This window comes from Mammaliicoccus lentus, from assembly GCF_002902755.1.
Lineage (GTDB): Bacteria > Bacillota > Bacilli > Staphylococcales > Staphylococcaceae > Mammaliicoccus > Mammaliicoccus lentus.
In genome coordinates this window covers 45,913-63,780 of sequence record NZ_PPRS01000037.1, presented here as the reverse complement: position 1 = coordinate 63,780, position 17,868 = coordinate 45,913, and the positions used below count along the sequence as shown (strand labels likewise).

Below are 17,868 nucleotides of genomic sequence, written 5' to 3'. Positions count from 1 at the left end.
CAAAGTAACAATTGTTGCTTTGTTTCTGTATATCTATACATAAAAAAAGAGAGGTATCAAAAATGATAACAACTGAACATATACAATTAGCATCTAACGACGTTTATGTGATACCAACAAAGAAATTTAAAACAACAACAATTGTCTTTAAATTTGTTGCGCCACTAGATAGCGAAACAATCACTTCGAGGTCTATATTAAGTAAATTATTAACTAGAGTAACGAAGAAATATCAAACTGATAAAGAAATGAATAACTTGTTAGCAGATTTATACGGTGCACATTTATTTAGTTATGTGAATAAACAAGCGCACAATCATATCATGACGATAGGTATAGAAATCGTAAATGAAAAGTATTTGAATAGTGAGTCTTCATTATTAGAAAAAGCTATACAATTATTACATGAAGTTATATTTAATCCATACATAGAAAGCAATCAATTTAATGAAAAATATACAGAACAAGAAAAATTTTTACTAAAGAAAAAATTAACTGCGATTGAAGAAAATAAATCTCAACGTGCATTCCTGCAATTTTTAAATCATATGTTTGAAAATGAACCATATAGATTTTTAGCAACGGGCCATTTAGAAGATATAGACAGTATTAATGCACAAAATTTAGTACAAACATATCAAGACTTGCTTGAAGAAAACGCAATTTCAACTTATATTATTGGGAACGTTGACTTAGAAGAAGTTAAATCTTTATGCAAAAAATATTTTACTTTTGAACATAATAATAAAATGGAAATTGAAACATCTGCAATAAAACATATTGATCAAGTTAGAGAAATTACTGATTATACTGAAATTGATCAAGCGAAGTTAAACATGGGGTACCGTTTCCCTATTACATTCCATTCTAAAGAATACTATTCTTTCTTAGTATTAAACATGTTATTGGGTGGCGATGCGTCTTCTATATTGTTTAGTGAAGTAAGAGAAAAACAAAGTTTAGCATATTCTATACATTCACAAATTGATGCGAGAAATGGTTTCTTATATATAGTTGGTGGCATATCTAAAGATAAAGTACAAGTGGCTAAAGAAACGATATTAAATATTTATAAAGATTTACAAGAAGGCCACTTTGAAGACAACAAGTTAGAACTAGCCAAGAAAGTTCTTATATCAAATGCACAAGAAATGTTCGATAAACAAAGACAAATGGTTGATTTATTGCATATGCATGCAAGATATCAATCCGTATATGATTATGAAGAATGGATTAAAGAAATAAATTCTATAACTAAAAAAGTTATTATGAACATTTCACAACAAGGACAATTAGATACGATATATATACTGACTGAAGGTGAAAAAGATGACGAATAAATACTATGAACAAATAGATGAGACAGTATTTGAAGAAACTTTAGAAAATGGATTAAAAGTAGTCGTTATTCCTAAAAAAGGTTTTTATAAAACTTTTGTTACATATACAACTAAATTTGGTTCGTTAGACCATACTTTTAAACCACATGGAGAAACAGAATATGCAACGGTTCCTGATGGTGTTGCCCATTTTCTAGAACATAAATTATTTGAAAAGGAAGAAGGAGATGTATTTACAAGTTTTGCTGAAAACGACGCACAAGTAAATGCATTTACAACATTTGATCGAACAAGCTATTTATTTAGCGCTACTGACCATGTTCACGACAATATTATTAGATTACTAAAAATGATTGAAAGCCCATATTTTACAGAACAAACTGTAGAAAAAGAAAAAGGTATTATTGCTGAAGAAATCAAAATGTACCAAGAACAACCAAATTATAAGTTGATGTTTCAAACATTAGGCGCTTTGTACCATAAACATCCGGTTCAAATTGATATTGCTGGATCAGTTGAAAGTATATATAAAATAACAGCAGATGATTTATATTTATCTTATGAAACATTTTACCATCCTGCTAATATGGTATTAATTGTTGTGGGTGATGTAGACCCTGAAGAAACAATTGAATTAGTAAGGGAACATGAAGCAACAAGAGAATTAAGTGAAATGCCTCCTATACAACGTCAACCATTTAACGAACCAGAATCAGTACACCAAGAGTATGTAGAAACAAAAATGGAGATTGTTCATGAAAAATCAATGGTTGCATTTAAATTCAAACCTAACAGTATTTCTGATGAAATAAGAGTTAAAAATGATATTGAAATGATGCTCGCTTTAGATTTAATGTTCGGTGAACAAACAGACTTTTATCAAAAACTACTTGAGCAAGATGTGATTGATGATACTTTCGGTTACCAATTTGCTAATGAAGCTACTTATAGTTACTTGATATTAGCTGTTTCTACAGACAAACATGATCAATTTAAGTCAGCAATATTTGAAGAATTACAAAGTTATATAGAAAATGGTTTCGATGTATCAGAATTAAATAGATTAAGAAAACAAACATTAGGTGAAATTGTATCGAGTTTAAATTCACCTGAATATATTGCTAATCAGTATACAAAATTTTATTTTGAAGGGGTAGAACTTTTTAGATTAATAGATATTTTAGAGTCAATCACAGTTGATAGCGTACACCATACATTAAAATCGCTTATTAATTTTGATAATGTCGTAGAAAGTCGTTTGGTGAAAGATAATGGCTAAATCATTAATTATTGGAGGAAGCGGTGATATAGGTCTTTCAATAGTTGATGAATGCCTAGCACGAGGCGATGAAGTTATATTACATTATAATAATGCAGATATAGAAACATTAAAATCGCGCTATAAACATCAACCAGTTTCATTTTTGAAATTAGATCTTACAGAAAAAATAACATTTCGTGAACTGGATGAAATTAATCATATTGACCATTTAATTTATGTTGCTGGTCAATCATTATTTGGCGCCATTCAAGATATGTCTGACGAGGATATTGATGGACAATATTTGATAAATGTTTATAATTTAATAAAAGTTGTACAAGCATTAGTGGATCGTTTAAGGCAAAGTGATAATGGACGCATCATAGTCATCTCATCAATCTGGGGAGAAACAGGTGCTAGCTATGAAACGATTTATTCTACCATGAAAGCTGCGCAACTTGGATTTGTAAAATCTCTTGCAAAAGAATTAGCTTTAACATCCATTACAGTTAACGCTATAACTCCAGGTGTCGTTCATGGTAAAATGACAAATGAACTAGATGAAATGACACAAATACAATTAAAAGAAGATATACCACAAAATCGATTTATCACTACTAAAGAGATTAGTTCATGTGTAGCTTATTTATTGGACCCGTTATCTCAAAGTGTGACAGGACAAGTACTTCGTATTAACGGTGGATGGTATACTTGATATTGGGGTGGATATTATGGGAGAAGTCATTAAAAAAGAATGGTATTTAGAATATGATATTCAAGTAAACAGAGCAGGGTTGTTAGGTGATATTTCTAGTTTACTAGGTATATTAGGCATTAACATTATTACTATTAATGGTGTAGATCAAGGTAGGCGTGGATTACTTATAAAGACAGATGATATGGATAAAGTAAAACGCTTTGAGAACATCGTAAAAGAAATTGATGACATCACAATAAAAAAATTACGAACTCCTGGTTTAAGAGATAGATTAGCAGTAAGGCATGGGCGATATATTAAACGTGATATAGATGATAAAAAAACATTTCGTTTTGAAAGAAAAGATTTAGGTTTGTTAGTTGATTTTATGGCTGAGTTATTTAAAGAAGATAGACATAAATTAATTGGTGTAAGAGGTATGCCACGTGTTGGTAAAACAGAATCAGTTGTTGCAGCAAGTGTGTGTGCACATAAAAAATGGTTGTTTATCAGTTCTACTTTAATCAAACAAACTGTAAGAAGTTCATTGCTTAAAGGTGAATATAGCGATAAAAACGTTTATATTATTGATGGTGCTGTCACTTCGAAACAAACCGACGAAAAACATAAACAACTCGTGAGAGAAGTGATGAGTCTACCGACAATTAAAGTCGTAGAACACCCTGATCTATTTGTACAGCGTTCTGAATATAGTTTAGAAGACTTTGACTATATTATTGAGTTGAGAGAAACTGAAGATCAAGAAATTACATATGAACAATTAAATAAAAATGATTTATTTTCAAATGATAGTATGGGATTTGGTGATGGATTTGGATTCTTTGAATAATCTTGTAGAGGTGGAAAAAGTTTGAAAAATATTGGCGAGATTTTACGAAATAAAAGAGAGCAACTTGGTATGACGTTAGTTGAATTAGAAGAAAAGACCAAAATTCAACGTCAATTTCTAGTCATGATAGAAAAAAATGATTTTGAAAATTTACCAAATCCAGATTATACGAGAGGCTTTATTACAAAATATGCTTCATCTATTAATATGAGTCCTAAAGAATTAATAGATAAACATCAAAGTGAATTACCTAAATCAGCACCATCTGCAAAAGAAGCATTTCGCCAGCTTACACAAGAAAAAAGAAGCCAATCAGAAATATCAGAAAATAATATGGTTTCTAAATTAATCATTCAAATGGTTACATTTTTTGGCCTATTACTTATCTTATGGATATTGTTGATAATAATCGTTTAATTCTCAGTATGATTGATTTATAATAGTATTATTATGGGATTGATAGTAAAGAAGGAGAAAGCATATGAATATTCCTAACCAATTAACGGTATTACGTGTTATATTAATACCTGTTTTTGTACTTTTCTTACTTGTAGATTTTAATATGGGTAAGATGGATTTCTTATTTGGACAAGAAATGAGAATTGAACAATTTATCGCCGCTATTATTTTTATAATAGCATCTGCTACTGATTGGTTTGATGGTTACTTGGCAAGAAAGTGGCAACTCGTTACTAATATGGGGAAATTTTTAGATCCATTAGCTGACAAATTATTAGTTGCAAGTGCATTAATAGCGCTAGTGGAATTAGACAAAGTTTCTTCAGTTATAGCTATTATTATTATAGCAAGAGAATTTGCCGTTACTGGTTTAAGACTTTTACAAATAGAACAAGGATTTGTAAGTGCAGCTGGGCAATTAGGTAAAATCAAAACTGCCGTTACGATGGTGGCACTCGTATTTATTTTATTACAAGAACCATTTTCTATGTTATGTCAAATTAATTTAGGTCAATGGTTATTGTACATAGGAACATTCTTTACAATCTTATCTGGTATTGAATACTTTTACCATGGTAGAGATGTGTTTAAAGGCTCAAAATAGTTATATCTTGTAAAGAGTCCGGGACATATTCAATGTCTCAGGCTCTTTTGTTATATTGGCAGTAGTTAACTGAATTGAAGATTGTTTATGCTAAACTCATTTAATTCTTGTTATCTTTGCTATGATGGGGCAACGAAATCTTATGAGAACAAGAAATTGATGTCCCTTTCACTTTCTTTAGGAGGAATAAAATGAAAGTAAGTATACTTAGTGTAGGAACAGAAATTTTATTAGGTCAGATTGCAAATACTAATGCTCAGTTTATATCAAAAACGTTTAATGAACTTGGTGCTAGTATAATGAGACACGTAGCAGTAGGAGATAACCCTTCTAGGCTTGAGCGTGCAATACAAGAAGAATTGGCGGCACATGACGTGGTCATTTTAACAGGTGGTTTAGGTCCTACTAAAGATGACTTAACGAAACAAACAGTAGCTAATGTGTTAGGAAGAGGTTTAGAAACAAACAAAGAAGCGATGGAATTTATTGAGCAATATTTTAAGAATGAAAATAGACCGATGACACCAAATAATAAACAGCAAGCGCTAGTAATTGAAGGAAGCAAAGTGTTAAAAAATGATGTTGGTATGGCTCCAGGTATGTATGTTGAACATGAAGATAAAAAAATCGTGTTATTACCTGGACCACCTAGAGAATTAAAGCCAATGGTAACACAATATCTTGTACCTTATTTTTTAAATGAGGAACGTGTTATTCATTCTGAATCATTAAAATTTGCTGGTATCGGGGAATCAAGACTTGAAACAGAGTGTATGGACTTAATTGACAACCAAACTAATCCGACAATTGCACCACTAGCTGGTTCACATGAAGTTTCCCTAAGAATCACAACAAATTCAAATACTAAACAGGAAGCTTTGGAATTAATAAATCCAGTAAAAGAAGAAATTTTAAATCGAATAGGTTCATATTATTACGGTAGTGATGATACTACGATGGAAGAAGCTGTTTTTTCACATACAGATAAGCCCTTTTTAGTATACGATGGTATTACAGATGGTATACTGTTATCAAGGTTGAAATTAAATGATAAAAGTGAAAAATACTTAAAAGGTTATGTCATACAAGAAGAAAGTATTGATCAACTATTAAATATTTCTAAGCAAGATAATGTTGAGAACATTGCTTTTAAATTAAAAGAAAGATTTAATGTAGATACTGTCTTAATATTATTGGAACAAGATGAAGAATCGATGGTTTATATTTCAGATGTGCAAAAACACAAAAAATTTAATTCTAGACTGAGTCAATCTTATGCTGGGAAACGTGATAGAATCAGTAATATAGCGCTTATTGAATTTTTGAATTTTTTAAGAGAACAAGCATAAATTCATAAAAGTGGCACTTATGTTCGCATTTATTAAGAAAACACACATAAAAACACGAACAAATATTCGCTTTATACTTGCATTTTAAGAGAAAAAGATTTATAGTAAATGATAGCTAATTAAACAAGTAAACTCATTTTATATATATAGGAGGTTATCGCGTGAACGAACAACGTCAGAAAGCACTCGATACAGTAATTAAGAATATGGAAAAATCCTTTGGTAAAGGGGCAGTTATGAAACTTGGGGATAACACAAGTAGAGAAGTTTCAGCTGTGTCCAGTGGATCTATTACATTAGATAAAGCTTTAGGAGTAGGTGGATATCCTAAAGGACGTATTATTGAAATATATGGACCAGAAAGTTCTGGTAAGACAACTGTTGCGCTTCATGCTATTGCAGAAGCTCAACGTCAAGGAGGCGTAGCTGCGTTTATCGATGCTGAGCATGCTTTAGACCCAGTTTATGCTAAGAATTTAGGCGTAGATATAGATAACCTTTATTTATCACAACCTGACCACGGGGAACAAGGACTAGAGATTGCTGAAGCATTCGTAAGAAGTGGTGCTGTTGATATTATTATCGTTGACTCTGTAGCTGCTCTTACACCTAAGGCTGAAATTGAAGGCGAAATGGGCGATACACACGTTGGTTTACAAGCTCGTCTAATGAGCCAAGCTTTACGTAAATTATCAGCTGCAATATCTAAATCAAATACAACTGCAATATTTATCAACCAAATCCGTGAAAAAGTAGGCGTTATGTTCGGTAACCCTGAAGTTACACCTGGTGGTCGTGCACTTAAATTCTATAGTTCTGTTCGTTTAGAAGTGCGTAGAGCCGAACAATTGAAACAAGGTCAAGAAGTTGTAGGTAACCGTACTAAGATTAAAGTTGTTAAGAACAAAGTGGCACCACCATTTAGAGTAGCAGAAGTTGATATTATGTACGGTGAAGGTATTTCACGTGAAGGCGAATTAATCGATTTAGCTGTTGAATATGAAATCGTCGATAAATCAGGTGCTTGGTATTCTTATAATGGCGAAAGAATGGGACAAGGTAAAGAAAATGTTAAAACATACTTGAAAGAAAACCCAGCTATCATTGAAGAAATTGATTCTATTCTTAGAAATGAATTAGGTTTTAATGGTAAACCTAAAGAAGAAGCTAAGAAAGATAAGAAAGATAAAAAAGAAGAAAATCCTGAGCAAGAATCATTGCTAGATCAATAACTTTTATTAGCGTTCTATAAATCACTTGTAATGAGATGATTTATAGAACGCTTTTTTATTGAAATCATATGAAAAATAAAGGTGATGTCCTTGACACTTGTACAAATTTAAACGTACAATTGAGTTGTATGATTCCATAGTTTCATTTAATCATATTTTTGTATATATAAGACGTAAAAACCTAGATAGAAGGAGGTGTTTATGTGGACTTATTAACCCTCTTACTCATTTTGCTAGGAGTTATTCTAGGTGTTGTTGTAGGATACTTTTTCGCACAAAATAGCTTAACGAAAAAGCAAGATCAAGCTCGTCAGTCAGCTCACTATATTTTAAGTGAAGCGAACAAAGAAGCTGAGAGCCTAAAGAAAGAGAAATTGCTAGAAGCAAAAGAAGAAAATCAACAAATTAGAGATCATCTTGATAGTGAAATTCGAGAGAGAAGAAGTGACCTACAAAAACAAGAATCAAGATTACTTCAAAAAGAAGAAAATTTAGAGCGCAAATCTGATCTTTTAGACAAAAAAGATGAAATTCTAGAAAACAAAGAAGCTAAAATTGAAGAGCGACAACAACAGGTAGATGCAAAAGAGAGTAATGTTCAAGACATAATAACGAAACATGAACAAGAACTAGAACGCATCTCCGGATTGACACGCGAAGAAGCTCGTAAAGAGCAATTTTCAAAAGTCGAAGAAGAACTGTCACATGATATTGCCGTACTTGTAAAGGAAAAAGAACGTGAACTTAAATCAAATGTTGATAAGAAAGCAAAGGAACTGTTAGCTACTACAGTACAAAGATTAGCGGCAGATCATACTTCAGAATCAACAGTATCAGTCGTGAATTTACCAAACGATGAAATGAAAGGACGTATCATCGGTCGTGAAGGTCGAAATATACGTACTTTAGAAACATTAACAGGAGTAGATTTGATTATAGACGATACACCAGAAGCAGTAATATTATCTGGTTTTGACCCAATTCGAAGAGAAATTGCTAAGACAGCCTTAACTAATTTAGTATCTGATGGACGTATACATCCAGGTCGAATTGAAGATATGGTTGAAAAAGCAAGAAGAGAAGTAGATGACTTGATGAGAGAATCAGGAGAACAAGCTACCTTTGAATTAGGTATTCATAACTTACATCCAGAATTAGTTAAGATATTAGGAAGAATGAAATATCGTACAAGCTACGGTCAAAGTGTTCTGAAACACTCTATAGAAGTTGCACAACTTTCAGGAATGTTAGCAGCTGAATTAGGTGAAGATGAAACATTAGCGAAACGTGCAGGTTTATTACATGATATTGGTAAAGCTATCGATCATGAAGTTGAAGGCAGCCATGTTGAAATAGGGGTAGAACTTGCTAAGAAATATCATGAACATGATACAGTCATAAATGCAATACACTCTCATCATGGGGATGTAGAACCGACATCAGTCATCTCTATACTCGTAGCTGCTGCAGACGCATTAAGCGCTGCTAGACCAGGAGCTAGACGTGAGACATTAGAAAACTATGTTAAACGACTAGAGAGATTAGAAGAAATATCTGAAGACTATGACGGTGTTGAAAAAGCATATGCGATTCAAGCAGGTAGAGAAATTAGAGTAATAGTATCACCTGAAGATATTGATGACTTAAAAGCACATAGAATAGCAAAAGGTATTAAAGACCAAATAGAAAGTGAATTACAATATCCAGGGCATATTAAAGTGACAGTTGTCCGGGAGATGAGAGCAACTGAATACGCAAAATAGTTGCTTTGAAATTTAAAACCCTTTAACCACAACGGTTAGAGGGTTTTTATTATGTTATAAACCGAATCTCGGGGCAAATTCGGGGCAATTTGATTAAAAATTATCTTTTCTTTCCAGCGTTTCTAGTTTATTTATCATATCACTTTTCATTTGATTTGTTACGTGTGTATATATTTCTAAAGTAGTTTTATGGTTACTGTGACCAACTCTCTCCATGATAGTTTTTAAAGGGATGCCCATTTGTGTTAAAAATGAGATATGGGTATGTCTTAATGTATGGGTTGTAATTTTTCTGCTTATTTTAAGATTATCGCATGCCTTTTTTAATGCCTCGTTTACTCTATTAAAATAAATTGGATTTCCACGATAGTTTGTAAATACAAATCCCCTATCAGTATATCTGCTATCCCACTGATTAGCTTTTTTATTTTCTAAAATACAAGACTTTAGAATCTCACAACTTCGATTCGTTAATTCTATTGTTCTGTAGCTAGATTGGTTTTTTGTAGTATCTTTGACACCATAATGACCATTTTCATTTTGAATTCTTAATATTGTTCCATCTATAGTTAGTTTTTTGTTTTGAAAATCAATATTATTAGTTTCAATTGCTAACAACTCACCAATCCTCATACCATTTAAAGATAAAAAATTAACAATATAATACATAAATAAATAATGTCGTTTATTATCAATATTATTTGCAGTTAATTTCATAACATAAATTTCATCTAGAATTGATTTTAATTCATCTTTTTCTAGATAGTTATTCTTCTTTGCTCGTATTTCTTCATATGTTTTTGTTTTGATTGGTACTTGAATATCATTAATAAATGGAAAAGATATACCATAATATAGTTTTATATGGTTCATTACGTTCTTAAAGATTCTTAGAACATCTCTATTGGTTTGATTAGAATAATTAAACTTTCTCAACTTATCAAAACAATTTTGTAAATAAGGTAAATTAAGCTTATGTACTAATATATCAAAATCAAGTATTTTACTTAATATTTTGCCTTTAGTTAAATATGTGATCATTGTAGAATATTTATTTTTACTATTATTTTTATAATGTTTCTCCCACATTTGATACGCAATTTTAAAGGTTAGTGTGTCATATCCTTCGATTTTAACTTGATTTTTTAACCCCTCAATTTTTTCATCTAATAATTTAAGTGCTTCTTTTTTAGCCTGCTTAGTCTTGGAATTCATAACTACGCTAACTCTTTTAACTTTACCAGTCAGATCATCCGTATATCTTTCGTAAAATCTATATTTAATTTTATTATTACTACTTTTATATTCAGTCATCCACATGTTAAATACCTCCTAAATCGATTTAATACCTATTAGACGATGCGTTTTACTTCTATTCATTAGTAACTCCAAACGTCGATAAGCGTCCTTAAACGACACTCTAAAATACTCTATAATTAAATCTACAGTCCATAAATTATTAGTTACTATTAAACGTTCAGGCATACGTAATAATAATGAAAATTTTTCAGCTTCAGCTTCTTGTTTATAATTAAATAAATTTTTCATTTTTGTTTGATTACCAAAATGCATGTAGAAGTGAGCAAACTCATGACAGAATTCATGCCACATATTTTCAGAACTATCATTTCTAACGCATATGACATCTCTATTTCTAATTTTTGCATATAATGTAGTAGGCGAGTTATATACTACTATAATGTTATATATGCTACTTATATAATCGATATTCAAATCACTTCTATCCAAAATTGTATATGCTGTAATTTCGTTAACAATGTCTTCCACTCTCATAAAACAACCTCCCCAATATTAATCAAATGATCTAATTAATTTAATAACCTTACCAATTATATTTAAGTTATTTATATCTTCGATAGGGTAGGTTGAATTATCAACAGATACATAATTAGATAATTTTTTAATTTCAAAGTGTTCTTCATCGCAAAATCTTATTTCAGCTACATATTTCGAAAAAGGTGTACCATTAAATTCATCATCGAGTATTACTATATCTCTATCAAATAATAATGGTTCTATATTATCTGTATCATCAAAGTAGATACAGATACCTTTATCATTATTCTCAATTCTCTTATTATCTTTTGAAGTAGCAAAATTAGTAATATCCATTCTAAATTGTTTATATCTTTCTGGTATTTCAATTAAAGTGTTCGTATTCATGTTAAATTCCTCCTAATATTAGAACGTATGTTCGGTTTAAAGTTGTAATAAAAGCCGACCAGTATATTTAGTGGTCAGCTAAATTTAAAATTTATTAAAATTCTAATCTTAGTTTCTTTTCTTCAAATGTGACATCCATAGATTCATCGTCAAACATTTCAGGCAGTATAAAATCTAGCCATTCTATATTGTCTGCAGTGGATGTTTCCAATTCATAATAAATCATTCCACTTGATTTAACTTTTCCCTTTAGTTCAGTTTTAATTAATTTTTTTGGCGTGATTAATGATGGTTCTATTTGTTCTTGGTTATTTGTTACAATCTCTGCTTGATCGATAAAATATTCACTTGGTGTTTCAGATGTATTTTCAAGTTCAAGTTCTATTCCTAATACATACGCTGTATCTCCTGTAGAATAGTTTTCGAAGTTGTATTCATTTTCTTCTGTAACTTTAACTTTATATGTTTTCATTTCTTTAAAGTTTACATTTAAATTACCAACAGGTTGTGTATAAGTAATATCTTCAGATTTAACTTCTTTAAAATCATCTTCGGTGTACATGGATGATGTTGTATCATCGCTATCTGTATCATTATTTGCGCTTGAACTGGCTTCTTCAGAAACATCTTCTTCAGAGAATTTATTTAATACTCTTTCGTACTCATTGAACAAGTCTTTTCCAATGATTTTTATTATTTCTTCATCTGAAATATCTTCAGAGTTTTTGTCAGCTTTATCTAAACGTGATTCTAAAGTTGATTGTAAATTGTCTAATTTCTCATTAAATTCGTCTTCTGTTATTTCTTCATTTTGAAGTTTTTCTATCAAATCAGATGAACCATTTAACATACTCGTAAAAGATAAGTTGAATTCTACAAAGAAATCATTTACTATTTTATCCTTGTTATTTACATTCATATTTTTTGTTTTCTTTTTGTGTTCTTTTAAACTTCTTTTAAACTCATCTGCATATTGTCGATATGCAGTAATAATATTATCCGGATCAATATCTTCTTCTACAGACTCTATATAGTTAGACATTGTTTCGTAATTAGCTAAGTCTGTGCTTAAAAATTGTCTTAATTCTTTTCTATACTGTTTTTCTTCTTTTTTATTAGTTTTTGATTTACTAACTGATTCGTTTTTATTACTATTTTTACTTTCTTTAGTGCTTTGATTATCACATGCTCCTATCAATAAAGTAATTGATAAGGCAGCTATTAGTATTTTTTTCATTTATGCATCTCCTTATTGTATATCTATCATATCTTTATCTGAAAAGAATTTAGGTAACGTTACTTCTGAACCAGATACTGTTTCATATGAAGTTAAATCTTCAAATTGACTATAAACTGTTACATAATCATCTTCTAATATTCGGTTATCATTATTAGATAGATCTACTATTTCCACAAGAACAACACTACTATATTCATCATCTATAGCTATTCTATAATTATTATATATGTCTTCCTCTAATACTTGGATAACTTTTCCTTCAAATTTATAAGGTTTACCTATAAAATCATTTGGATTTCTTTCAACATCTTTGACATTAGTAGCATTTAAAATATTAAACTCATCTTTAGGTGTATTCATAAATTTATGTTTAGCTTTATATTCTTCCGATTCTTCTTCTGTCTCATCATCGTCATTGTCTATTTCTTCAATTTTACTATCTTCTGATTTGTCATTATTTGAGTTAGATTCTACTTTGTTGTCGGAATCTTCACTAGTCGAAGTTATAGCAACTAATATTCCCATTAATATAATTACAAAAAATACAATTGAAATGATAATTAAAGTATTTTTTACCCATTTAGGCATACCGTTATTCGGTATTTTTTGAAAATTATTTTTGTTTTTCAATTATACATCCCCTTAATTTAAATTTTAATCAAACTACAATTTATGTACTTACTATTAATAATAAAATGTCTAATAATTTAATACAATATAATTTTGTTTAAAAAAATATAAGCTGAATGAAATCAGTTTATATTTTTCTTTCTATTTTTCACCTTTTGCACGTTTATCTTTCTCTATATAAAAATCAGCTAAATCAGATAGTTCTCTCATAATTTCTTTTTTACGTTCTTCAGGCAGTTCGTCCCAACCTTCTTTATCAGAGAACATTAAAACTTCAGCATTTTCTAGAGAAACTTTCTCACTTTCATTTTCTTCAATATCTATTAAATCGTTTAATTTGATATTAAACAAGCTACTAAGCTTTTTTAGATTATCTATACTAGGTTCATTTGTATTAGTTTGTGATTCATAACGCTGATAAGCTTGTGGAGTTATATTCAAATGATTAGCGACATCTTTTTGAGTTAACTTTTTACGTTTTCTATAGAATTTTAATTTAGATGCTAATTCTTTATTGGACATAGTTCCAACTCCTAAATTATCTTGTTTTTCTTATGTAATAAATATAAACTATTAGTTTATTTTTAACAAACAACAAAAAGTTGTATTTTTCTATTGACTTAAACAAAAAGTTGTATTATATTATATATAACACTTAAAGTTGTAATACAGAAAGAGGTGATAGCATGATTACTTTATCTTCAGTAAAAGATATTAGAAAAGAATTAAATCTTACACAAAAAGATATGGCTAAATTATTAGGTGTAACAGGTCAATATTACAACATGATTGAGAATAATAAAAAACAACCATCTGTTGCAATAGCTAAACAGATTGGATCTATACTTGATATTGAGTGGACTATTTTTTTTAAATAATAAAACAACTAATAGTTGTAATTAGAACATATGATTTATTCGACCAACACAAACTAATTATAACTATTAAGCAGTGAACATGATAGACCAGTCAGTTCACGGAAAAGGAGGGTAAGAAGTGGCTAAAAAAATAGTCATCTATTACTTCTACGACAAAGAAGGTAATAGACGACCTGTAGAAGTTGGCACATTAGATAATTTAGAAATGTCAATTTCTAAAAATATGATTAATAAGCAAATTCAATATATGCCACATTTGAAAAATAATTATTATGTACAAATCGATAGCATTGAATTCAAGTTAGATTAATCGAGACCTAAATAATTTTTCATTACTGATGTTGCGATGTTTTGTAGTACTGGTATTGAAACACTAGATACTTTAGAAGCTTTTTTCTTAGTTTCTAAAAAGATGAAGAAGGAGAATTTCAATATCCCGATGATGAGTGGACAGAAGTTTCGCCACCAGAAGGAATATACAGTCCGTTCTACTTTAATGGTAATGAGTGGATAGGCTCTACTCGTGAGGAATGGCTTGAGAGTTTGCCTAAAGATGAAGGGAATATTACTCCTGATGAACTAGATGCTTTGAATATGCAACTAATCAAAAATGACTTAGAGCATAATAATGAAATCAAAGCATTAAAGCAAGACATTGCAAACTTAACGAAACAAATGTTAGGTAGTGAAGGAGGCAAAAAATAATGTATTCAACACTGAAAAGATTATATGGCTTTAACATGATGAGTAAAGAAGAAATAGCAGAGGCTACTTACTATGAATGGATAACGCCTGAACAATACGAAGATATTACAGGAGAGCCATATAAGGTTAATCCAAATGAACCTACAAACGTTAATGTTCACGCACATTCATACCAAGCAACAATCGAAGCAGAATAAATCACAAGGCACTGATTAATTTCAGTGTCTTTTTATATATAAATAACTTATAGAGAGTGGGTGTCAGATTGATTGATGACATGAGCAACGAAGATTTGAAAGACCCAACTAAATTACGGCTTGTCATTAAAGATTTAAAAAAGAATTTAGACTATTTGAAAAAAGAATTAAAAAAAGTAGATGAATCTATATCAGAAGATGAAAAAGGGTTAAAGTGGGTCGTTCATGATTTGATTGAGGACGTTGGGACAATCGACAAAAAACTAGAAAATTTATTAGAAGCACAAAAAGACACCCGAAAAACAGTAAAAAATTCAATTCTATCTGGAGGTATAACAGTTATCGTTTCCGCAATTATAACTTTTGTACTCAAACAGTTAGGCATATGGTAGGTGATTAAAAATGAGAAAACTAGCGACTATAGAACAGATTAATATTCTTTATGCACCTTACTTCGCACTCACATTATTTTTTGCTGATGATTTATTTACTAATGAACAATCTGAATTATATAAGTCTTTATTAAAGGTGATACCCAGTCAAATTGGCTGGTGTATATTCGCTTTGATTATTACAGGACTATATATATTGTCAATGTTCTTTAAATATCATGGTTTATCAATGTTTGTGAATGGATTAAGTGGTGTGTTCTTCACATTAATTTCAGTGACGTATTTATTCACATATCCAAATATAGGATTGGCCGTTTTTGCATTAGTTGGGTTTAAGAGTTTCCAAGAAGTTTTCAAGATAAGTAACAAGCACGAACAAGACAAAACAGAAAAGTATAAGAAAGAAATCAACTCAAAAGGTTCTATTCACGAATATGAGAAGGAGTGATTAAATGGCTATATATAAAAATAAAGATATAGACGTAAGCGTTAATGTTAATTCTGCTGATAAAGGGAACATTAAGGCAAACTTTTATACAGAAGATAAAGGCACAGCGTCTATTAGGATATACCTTCATTGGTTAAATAAAAAACTTGATTTAAATTCTATTAATATGCAACCACAATTAGACCTATTTCACAGTGATGGGTCTATTTTTATGAATGAAAAACTTGATATTGTCCTAGCAGAACAAGGGTTAATTCAATATAAAATAACTGATCAAGTCATAAAACATCCTGGCACAGTTAACGCTAAGTTATTTTTAAAGAATGAGAAAGAATCTATTCATGTAGCAAACTTCCATTTTGCTATAAAAGACAGTGGCATTGAGGGTGCGATTTCAAAAGAAATCAATATCAACTTAGTTGAGGATACTGTTAAAAAAATAATGAACGAATCCCCAGAACTATTTAAGGGTGAAAAAGGGGATAAGTTAACTTTTGACGATTTAACACCAGAAAATAAAGAAGAGTTAAGAGGTAAACAAGGACCAAAAGGAGATACCTTATTAGCACCTCCTAGAATATATACAAGAGATGAATATAATCAATTAGAAACTAAAGACAGCAATACATTGTATTTCATAAGTGAGGTGTAAGGTATCACACAAGTTAAATTAGGAGATAAGAATATCCCGTTCATATATCAAGGAAATGAATTGTTATACCCTAATCCTGTTAAAGATGGATTAGTGTTGTGGTATGACTTTAAAGGTATGAGAAACAATGATGTAAGCAAAGATGTGGCTAAAGATTTGAGTGGTCATGGTAATAACGGAACACTTAAAAATTTTGCTTACAATAGTGAAAGTGGATATAACGAAGGTTTAAAGTTTGATGGAGTTGATGATAATTTAACGGTTGGTACAGCCACATCAATACGTACTATTGAAATAACATTATCATTTTCTAATAACAGTACAGGAGATAAAATTTTATTTCACGGAAATCATACCCTTGATTATTTCTATATCAACACATCAGCACATTTTGTAATGAGAAACAGACGAAAATCTACTGGTTCATATCAATTGAAAAGTATTAGTAATAGTACTGAAAAAGATTTGTCTAAAATCAAACACATTACTTTAGTTCAAGATAATTTAAAATGTGAAGTATACGTCAATGGTCTTTCAACAGGTAACATTTCAGATTATGCAGAGGAAGCAATTGATTTTAAATTAGTGAATATATTTAATTTTAATAATACGAAATCATTAGATGATACCTTAAAATCTATAAAAGTATACAACAGGATACTTAACGACCAAGAAATAAAAAACAACTACCAACTAGAAAAAGAAAGGTGGAATTTATAATGAAATTTGTTATAGCAGAAATGGAGTTTTTTCAACGATTAGGCTACAACACAAAATATTGGCGTAAGTCCGTAGACGGTAAGAAAACAATTTGTCACTTAGAGTATGCAGAAATACTAGCACATGACTTACACAATAATAGTGATGTACAAATTATAGACGCACCAGAAGCACAAGATATCATGGCAACTGATGAGTGGACATGGGAAGAAGAATAATCTAAGTCACTCTATCACGAGTGTCTTTTTTAATTTAAGGAGGAAATAT

Annotated in this window: 25 protein-coding genes; 19 read left to right on the top strand and 6 right to left on the bottom strand. The window is 30.3% G+C overall.

Translation table 11 applies throughout. The annotated features are described in order from the left end of the window. The first annotated feature begins 62 nt into the window (after positions 1-62). The 9 genes from yfmF (at position 63) to rny (ending at position 9,555) form a co-directional block, all read left to right on the top strand. On the top strand, positions 63-1,340 hold the full coding sequence (yfmF, locus tag CD135_RS10340) for an EF-P 5-aminopentanol modification-associated protein YfmF (RefSeq protein ID WP_103269433.1): 1,278 nt from the start codon (positions 63-65) through the stop codon (positions 1,338-1,340). Next, positions 1,330-2,619, top strand: coding sequence for an EF-P 5-aminopentanol modification-associated protein YfmH (gene yfmH, locus CD135_RS10335; RefSeq protein ID WP_103269432.1), 1,290 nt, complete (start codon positions 1,330-1,332; stop codon positions 2,617-2,619). Before yfmF ends, yfmH begins: the two co-directional genes overlap by 11 nt. Continuing rightward, positions 2,612-3,316, top strand: coding sequence for an elongation factor P 5-aminopentanone reductase (ymfI, locus tag CD135_RS10330; protein WP_064210922.1), 705 nt, complete (start codon positions 2,612-2,614; stop codon positions 3,314-3,316). Before yfmH ends, ymfI begins: the two co-directional genes overlap by 8 nt. 16 nt (positions 3,317-3,332) lie before the next feature. Beyond that, positions 3,333-4,148, top strand: a complete 816-nt coding sequence (locus CD135_RS10325; RefSeq protein ID WP_016998653.1) for a YmfK family protein — start codon at positions 3,333-3,335, stop codon at positions 4,146-4,148. Positions 4,149-4,169: 21 nt separating this feature from the next. Continuing rightward, positions 4,170-4,565 carry a helix-turn-helix domain-containing protein gene (locus CD135_RS10320; RefSeq protein WP_016998654.1) on the top strand — a complete coding sequence of 132 codons (396 nt, stop codon included), beginning with the start codon at positions 4,170-4,172 and terminating at the stop codon, positions 4,563-4,565. 64 nt (positions 4,566-4,629) lie between these two features. Then, a complete protein-coding gene (gene pgsA, locus CD135_RS10315; protein WP_016998655.1) occupies positions 4,630-5,211 on the top strand; it encodes a CDP-diacylglycerol--glycerol-3-phosphate 3-phosphatidyltransferase in 582 nt (193 codons plus the stop codon). 191 nt (positions 5,212-5,402) lie between these two features. Next, on the top strand, positions 5,403-6,560 hold the full coding sequence (locus tag CD135_RS10310; RefSeq protein ID WP_016998656.1) for a CinA family nicotinamide mononucleotide deamidase-related protein: 1,158 nt from the start codon (positions 5,403-5,405) through the stop codon (positions 6,558-6,560). Positions 6,561-6,721: 161 nt separating this feature from the next. Next, positions 6,722-7,792, top strand: a complete 1,071-nt coding sequence (gene recA / locus CD135_RS10305; protein ID WP_016998657.1) for a recombinase RecA — start codon at positions 6,722-6,724, stop codon at positions 7,790-7,792. Positions 7,793-7,995: 203 nt separating this feature from the next. Then, positions 7,996-9,555, top strand: a complete 1,560-nt coding sequence (gene rny, locus CD135_RS10300) for a ribonuclease Y (RefSeq protein WP_016998658.1) — start codon at positions 7,996-7,998, stop codon at positions 9,553-9,555. A gap of 93 nt (positions 9,556-9,648) precedes the next feature. Here rny and CD135_RS10295 read toward each other — a convergent pair whose 3' ends face one another. The 6 genes from CD135_RS10295 to CD135_RS10270 all read right to left on the bottom strand — a co-directional run bounded on the left by CD135_RS10295 (position 9,649) and on the right by CD135_RS10270 (position 14,131). Next, positions 9,649-10,875 carry a tyrosine-type recombinase/integrase gene (locus CD135_RS10295; protein ID WP_103269431.1) on the bottom strand — a complete coding sequence of 409 codons (1,227 nt, stop codon included), beginning with the start codon at positions 10,873-10,875 and terminating at the stop codon, positions 9,649-9,651. 12 nt (positions 10,876-10,887) lie between these two features. Then, a complete protein-coding gene (locus CD135_RS10290; protein ID WP_103269430.1) occupies positions 10,888-11,349 on the bottom strand; it encodes an ImmA/IrrE family metallo-endopeptidase in 462 nt (153 codons plus the stop codon). A gap of 18 nt (positions 11,350-11,367) precedes the next feature. Beyond that, a complete protein-coding gene (locus CD135_RS10285) occupies positions 11,368-11,739 on the bottom strand; it encodes a hypothetical protein (protein ID WP_103269429.1) in 372 nt (123 codons plus the stop codon). Between the two features lie 94 nt (positions 11,740-11,833). Next, a complete protein-coding gene (locus CD135_RS10280) occupies positions 11,834-12,976 on the bottom strand; it encodes a hypothetical protein (protein ID WP_103269428.1) in 1,143 nt (380 codons plus the stop codon). A gap of 12 nt (positions 12,977-12,988) precedes the next feature. Continuing rightward, positions 12,989-13,609 (bottom strand): hypothetical protein, encoded by a 621-nt coding sequence (locus tag CD135_RS10275; RefSeq protein WP_103269427.1) that lies wholly within the window; start codon positions 13,607-13,609, stop codon positions 12,989-12,991. A gap of 141 nt (positions 13,610-13,750) precedes the next feature. After that, positions 13,751-14,131: a helix-turn-helix domain-containing protein gene (locus tag CD135_RS10270; RefSeq protein ID WP_103269426.1), complete on the bottom strand. Its 381-nt coding sequence runs from the start codon at positions 14,129-14,131 to the stop codon at positions 13,751-13,753. Positions 14,132-14,295: 164 nt separating this feature from the next. Between CD135_RS10270 and CD135_RS10265 the strand changes: the two genes are divergently transcribed. From CD135_RS10265 to CD135_RS10225, 10 genes are all read left to right on the top strand, one after another. Next, the gene (locus CD135_RS10265) at positions 14,296-14,487 is read left to right on the top strand and encodes a helix-turn-helix transcriptional regulator (protein ID WP_103269425.1); all 192 of its coding nucleotides are present in this window, start codon (positions 14,296-14,298) and stop codon (positions 14,485-14,487) included. A 118-nt stretch (positions 14,488-14,605) separates the two neighbouring features. Next, positions 14,606-14,797, top strand: coding sequence for a hypothetical protein (locus CD135_RS10260; protein ID WP_103269424.1), 192 nt, complete (start codon positions 14,606-14,608; stop codon positions 14,795-14,797). 36 nt (positions 14,798-14,833) lie between these two features. Next, on the top strand, positions 14,834-15,001 hold the full coding sequence (locus CD135_RS13035; RefSeq protein ID WP_180991117.1) for a hypothetical protein: 168 nt from the start codon (positions 14,834-14,836) through the stop codon (positions 14,999-15,001). Between the two features lie 29 nt (positions 15,002-15,030). Beyond that, complete coding sequence (locus tag CD135_RS13030; RefSeq protein WP_174700878.1) at positions 15,031-15,192, top strand: hypothetical protein; 162 nt, start codon at positions 15,031-15,033, stop codon at positions 15,190-15,192. Next, positions 15,192-15,389 carry an XkdX family protein gene (locus CD135_RS10250; RefSeq protein ID WP_103269423.1) on the top strand — a complete coding sequence of 66 codons (198 nt, stop codon included), beginning with the start codon at positions 15,192-15,194 and terminating at the stop codon, positions 15,387-15,389. The genes CD135_RS13030 and CD135_RS10250 overlap by 1 nt, the downstream gene beginning before the upstream one ends. Positions 15,390-15,457: 68 nt before the next feature. Then, positions 15,458-15,781, top strand: a complete 324-nt coding sequence (locus tag CD135_RS10245) for a hypothetical protein (protein ID WP_103269422.1) — start codon at positions 15,458-15,460, stop codon at positions 15,779-15,781. A gap of 10 nt (positions 15,782-15,791) precedes the next feature. Continuing rightward, positions 15,792-16,229, top strand: a complete 438-nt coding sequence (locus CD135_RS10240) for a hypothetical protein (RefSeq protein WP_103269421.1) — start codon at positions 15,792-15,794, stop codon at positions 16,227-16,229. A gap of 4 nt (positions 16,230-16,233) precedes the next feature. Further along, positions 16,234-16,881: a BppU family phage baseplate upper protein gene (locus tag CD135_RS10235; protein ID WP_103269420.1), complete on the top strand. Its 648-nt coding sequence runs from the start codon at positions 16,234-16,236 to the stop codon at positions 16,879-16,881. A gap of 60 nt (positions 16,882-16,941) precedes the next feature. Further along, the gene (locus CD135_RS10230) at positions 16,942-17,601 is read left to right on the top strand and encodes a hypothetical protein (protein WP_103269419.1); all 660 of its coding nucleotides are present in this window, start codon (positions 16,942-16,944) and stop codon (positions 17,599-17,601) included. Further along, a complete protein-coding gene (locus CD135_RS10225; RefSeq protein WP_103269418.1) occupies positions 17,601-17,819 on the top strand; it encodes a hypothetical protein in 219 nt (72 codons plus the stop codon). The genes CD135_RS10230 and CD135_RS10225 overlap by 1 nt, the downstream gene beginning before the upstream one ends. Positions 17,820-17,868 lie beyond the last annotated feature (49 nt).

Excerpts from the sequence above, each read along its gene's own strand:
- yfmF (WP_103269433.1), top strand. The coding sequence starts at position 63 with ATGATAACAACTGAACATATACAATTAGCATCTAACGACGTTTATGTG.
- yfmH (WP_103269432.1), top strand. The coding sequence starts at position 1,330 with ATGACGAATAAATACTATGAACAAATAGATGAGACAGTATTTGAAGAA.
- ymfI (WP_064210922.1), top strand. The coding sequence starts at position 2,612 with ATGGCTAAATCATTAATTATTGGAGGAAGCGGTGATATAGGTCTTTCA.
- CD135_RS10325 (WP_016998653.1), top strand. The coding sequence starts at position 3,333 with ATGGGAGAAGTCATTAAAAAAGAATGGTATTTAGAATATGATATTCAA.
- pgsA (WP_016998655.1), top strand. The coding sequence starts at position 4,630 with ATGAATATTCCTAACCAATTAACGGTATTACGTGTTATATTAATACCT.
- CD135_RS10310 (WP_016998656.1), top strand. The coding sequence starts at position 5,403 with ATGAAAGTAAGTATACTTAGTGTAGGAACAGAAATTTTATTAGGTCAG.
- CD135_RS10295 (WP_103269431.1), bottom strand. The coding sequence starts at position 10,875 with ATGTGGATGACTGAATATAAAAGTAGTAATAATAAAATTAAATATAGA.
- CD135_RS10290 (WP_103269430.1), bottom strand. The coding sequence starts at position 11,349 with ATGAGAGTGGAAGACATTGTTAACGAAATTACAGCATATACAATTTTG.
- CD135_RS10285 (WP_103269429.1), bottom strand. The coding sequence starts at position 11,739 with ATGAATACGAACACTTTAATTGAAATACCAGAAAGATATAAACAATTT.
- CD135_RS10280 (WP_103269428.1), bottom strand. The coding sequence starts at position 12,976 with ATGAAAAAAATACTAATAGCTGCCTTATCAATTACTTTATTGATAGGA.
- CD135_RS10270 (WP_103269426.1), bottom strand. The coding sequence starts at position 14,131 with ATGTCCAATAAAGAATTAGCATCTAAATTAAAATTCTATAGAAAACGT.
- CD135_RS10265 (WP_103269425.1), top strand. The coding sequence starts at position 14,296 with ATGATTACTTTATCTTCAGTAAAAGATATTAGAAAAGAATTAAATCTT.
- CD135_RS13035 (WP_180991117.1), top strand. The coding sequence starts at position 14,834 with ATGTTTTGTAGTACTGGTATTGAAACACTAGATACTTTAGAAGCTTTT.
- CD135_RS10250 (WP_103269423.1), top strand. The coding sequence starts at position 15,192 with ATGTATTCAACACTGAAAAGATTATATGGCTTTAACATGATGAGTAAA.
- CD135_RS10240 (WP_103269421.1), top strand. The coding sequence starts at position 15,792 with ATGAGAAAACTAGCGACTATAGAACAGATTAATATTCTTTATGCACCT.
- CD135_RS10235 (WP_103269420.1), top strand. The coding sequence starts at position 16,234 with ATGGCTATATATAAAAATAAAGATATAGACGTAAGCGTTAATGTTAAT.
- CD135_RS10225 (WP_103269418.1), top strand. The coding sequence starts at position 17,601 with ATGAAATTTGTTATAGCAGAAATGGAGTTTTTTCAACGATTAGGCTAC.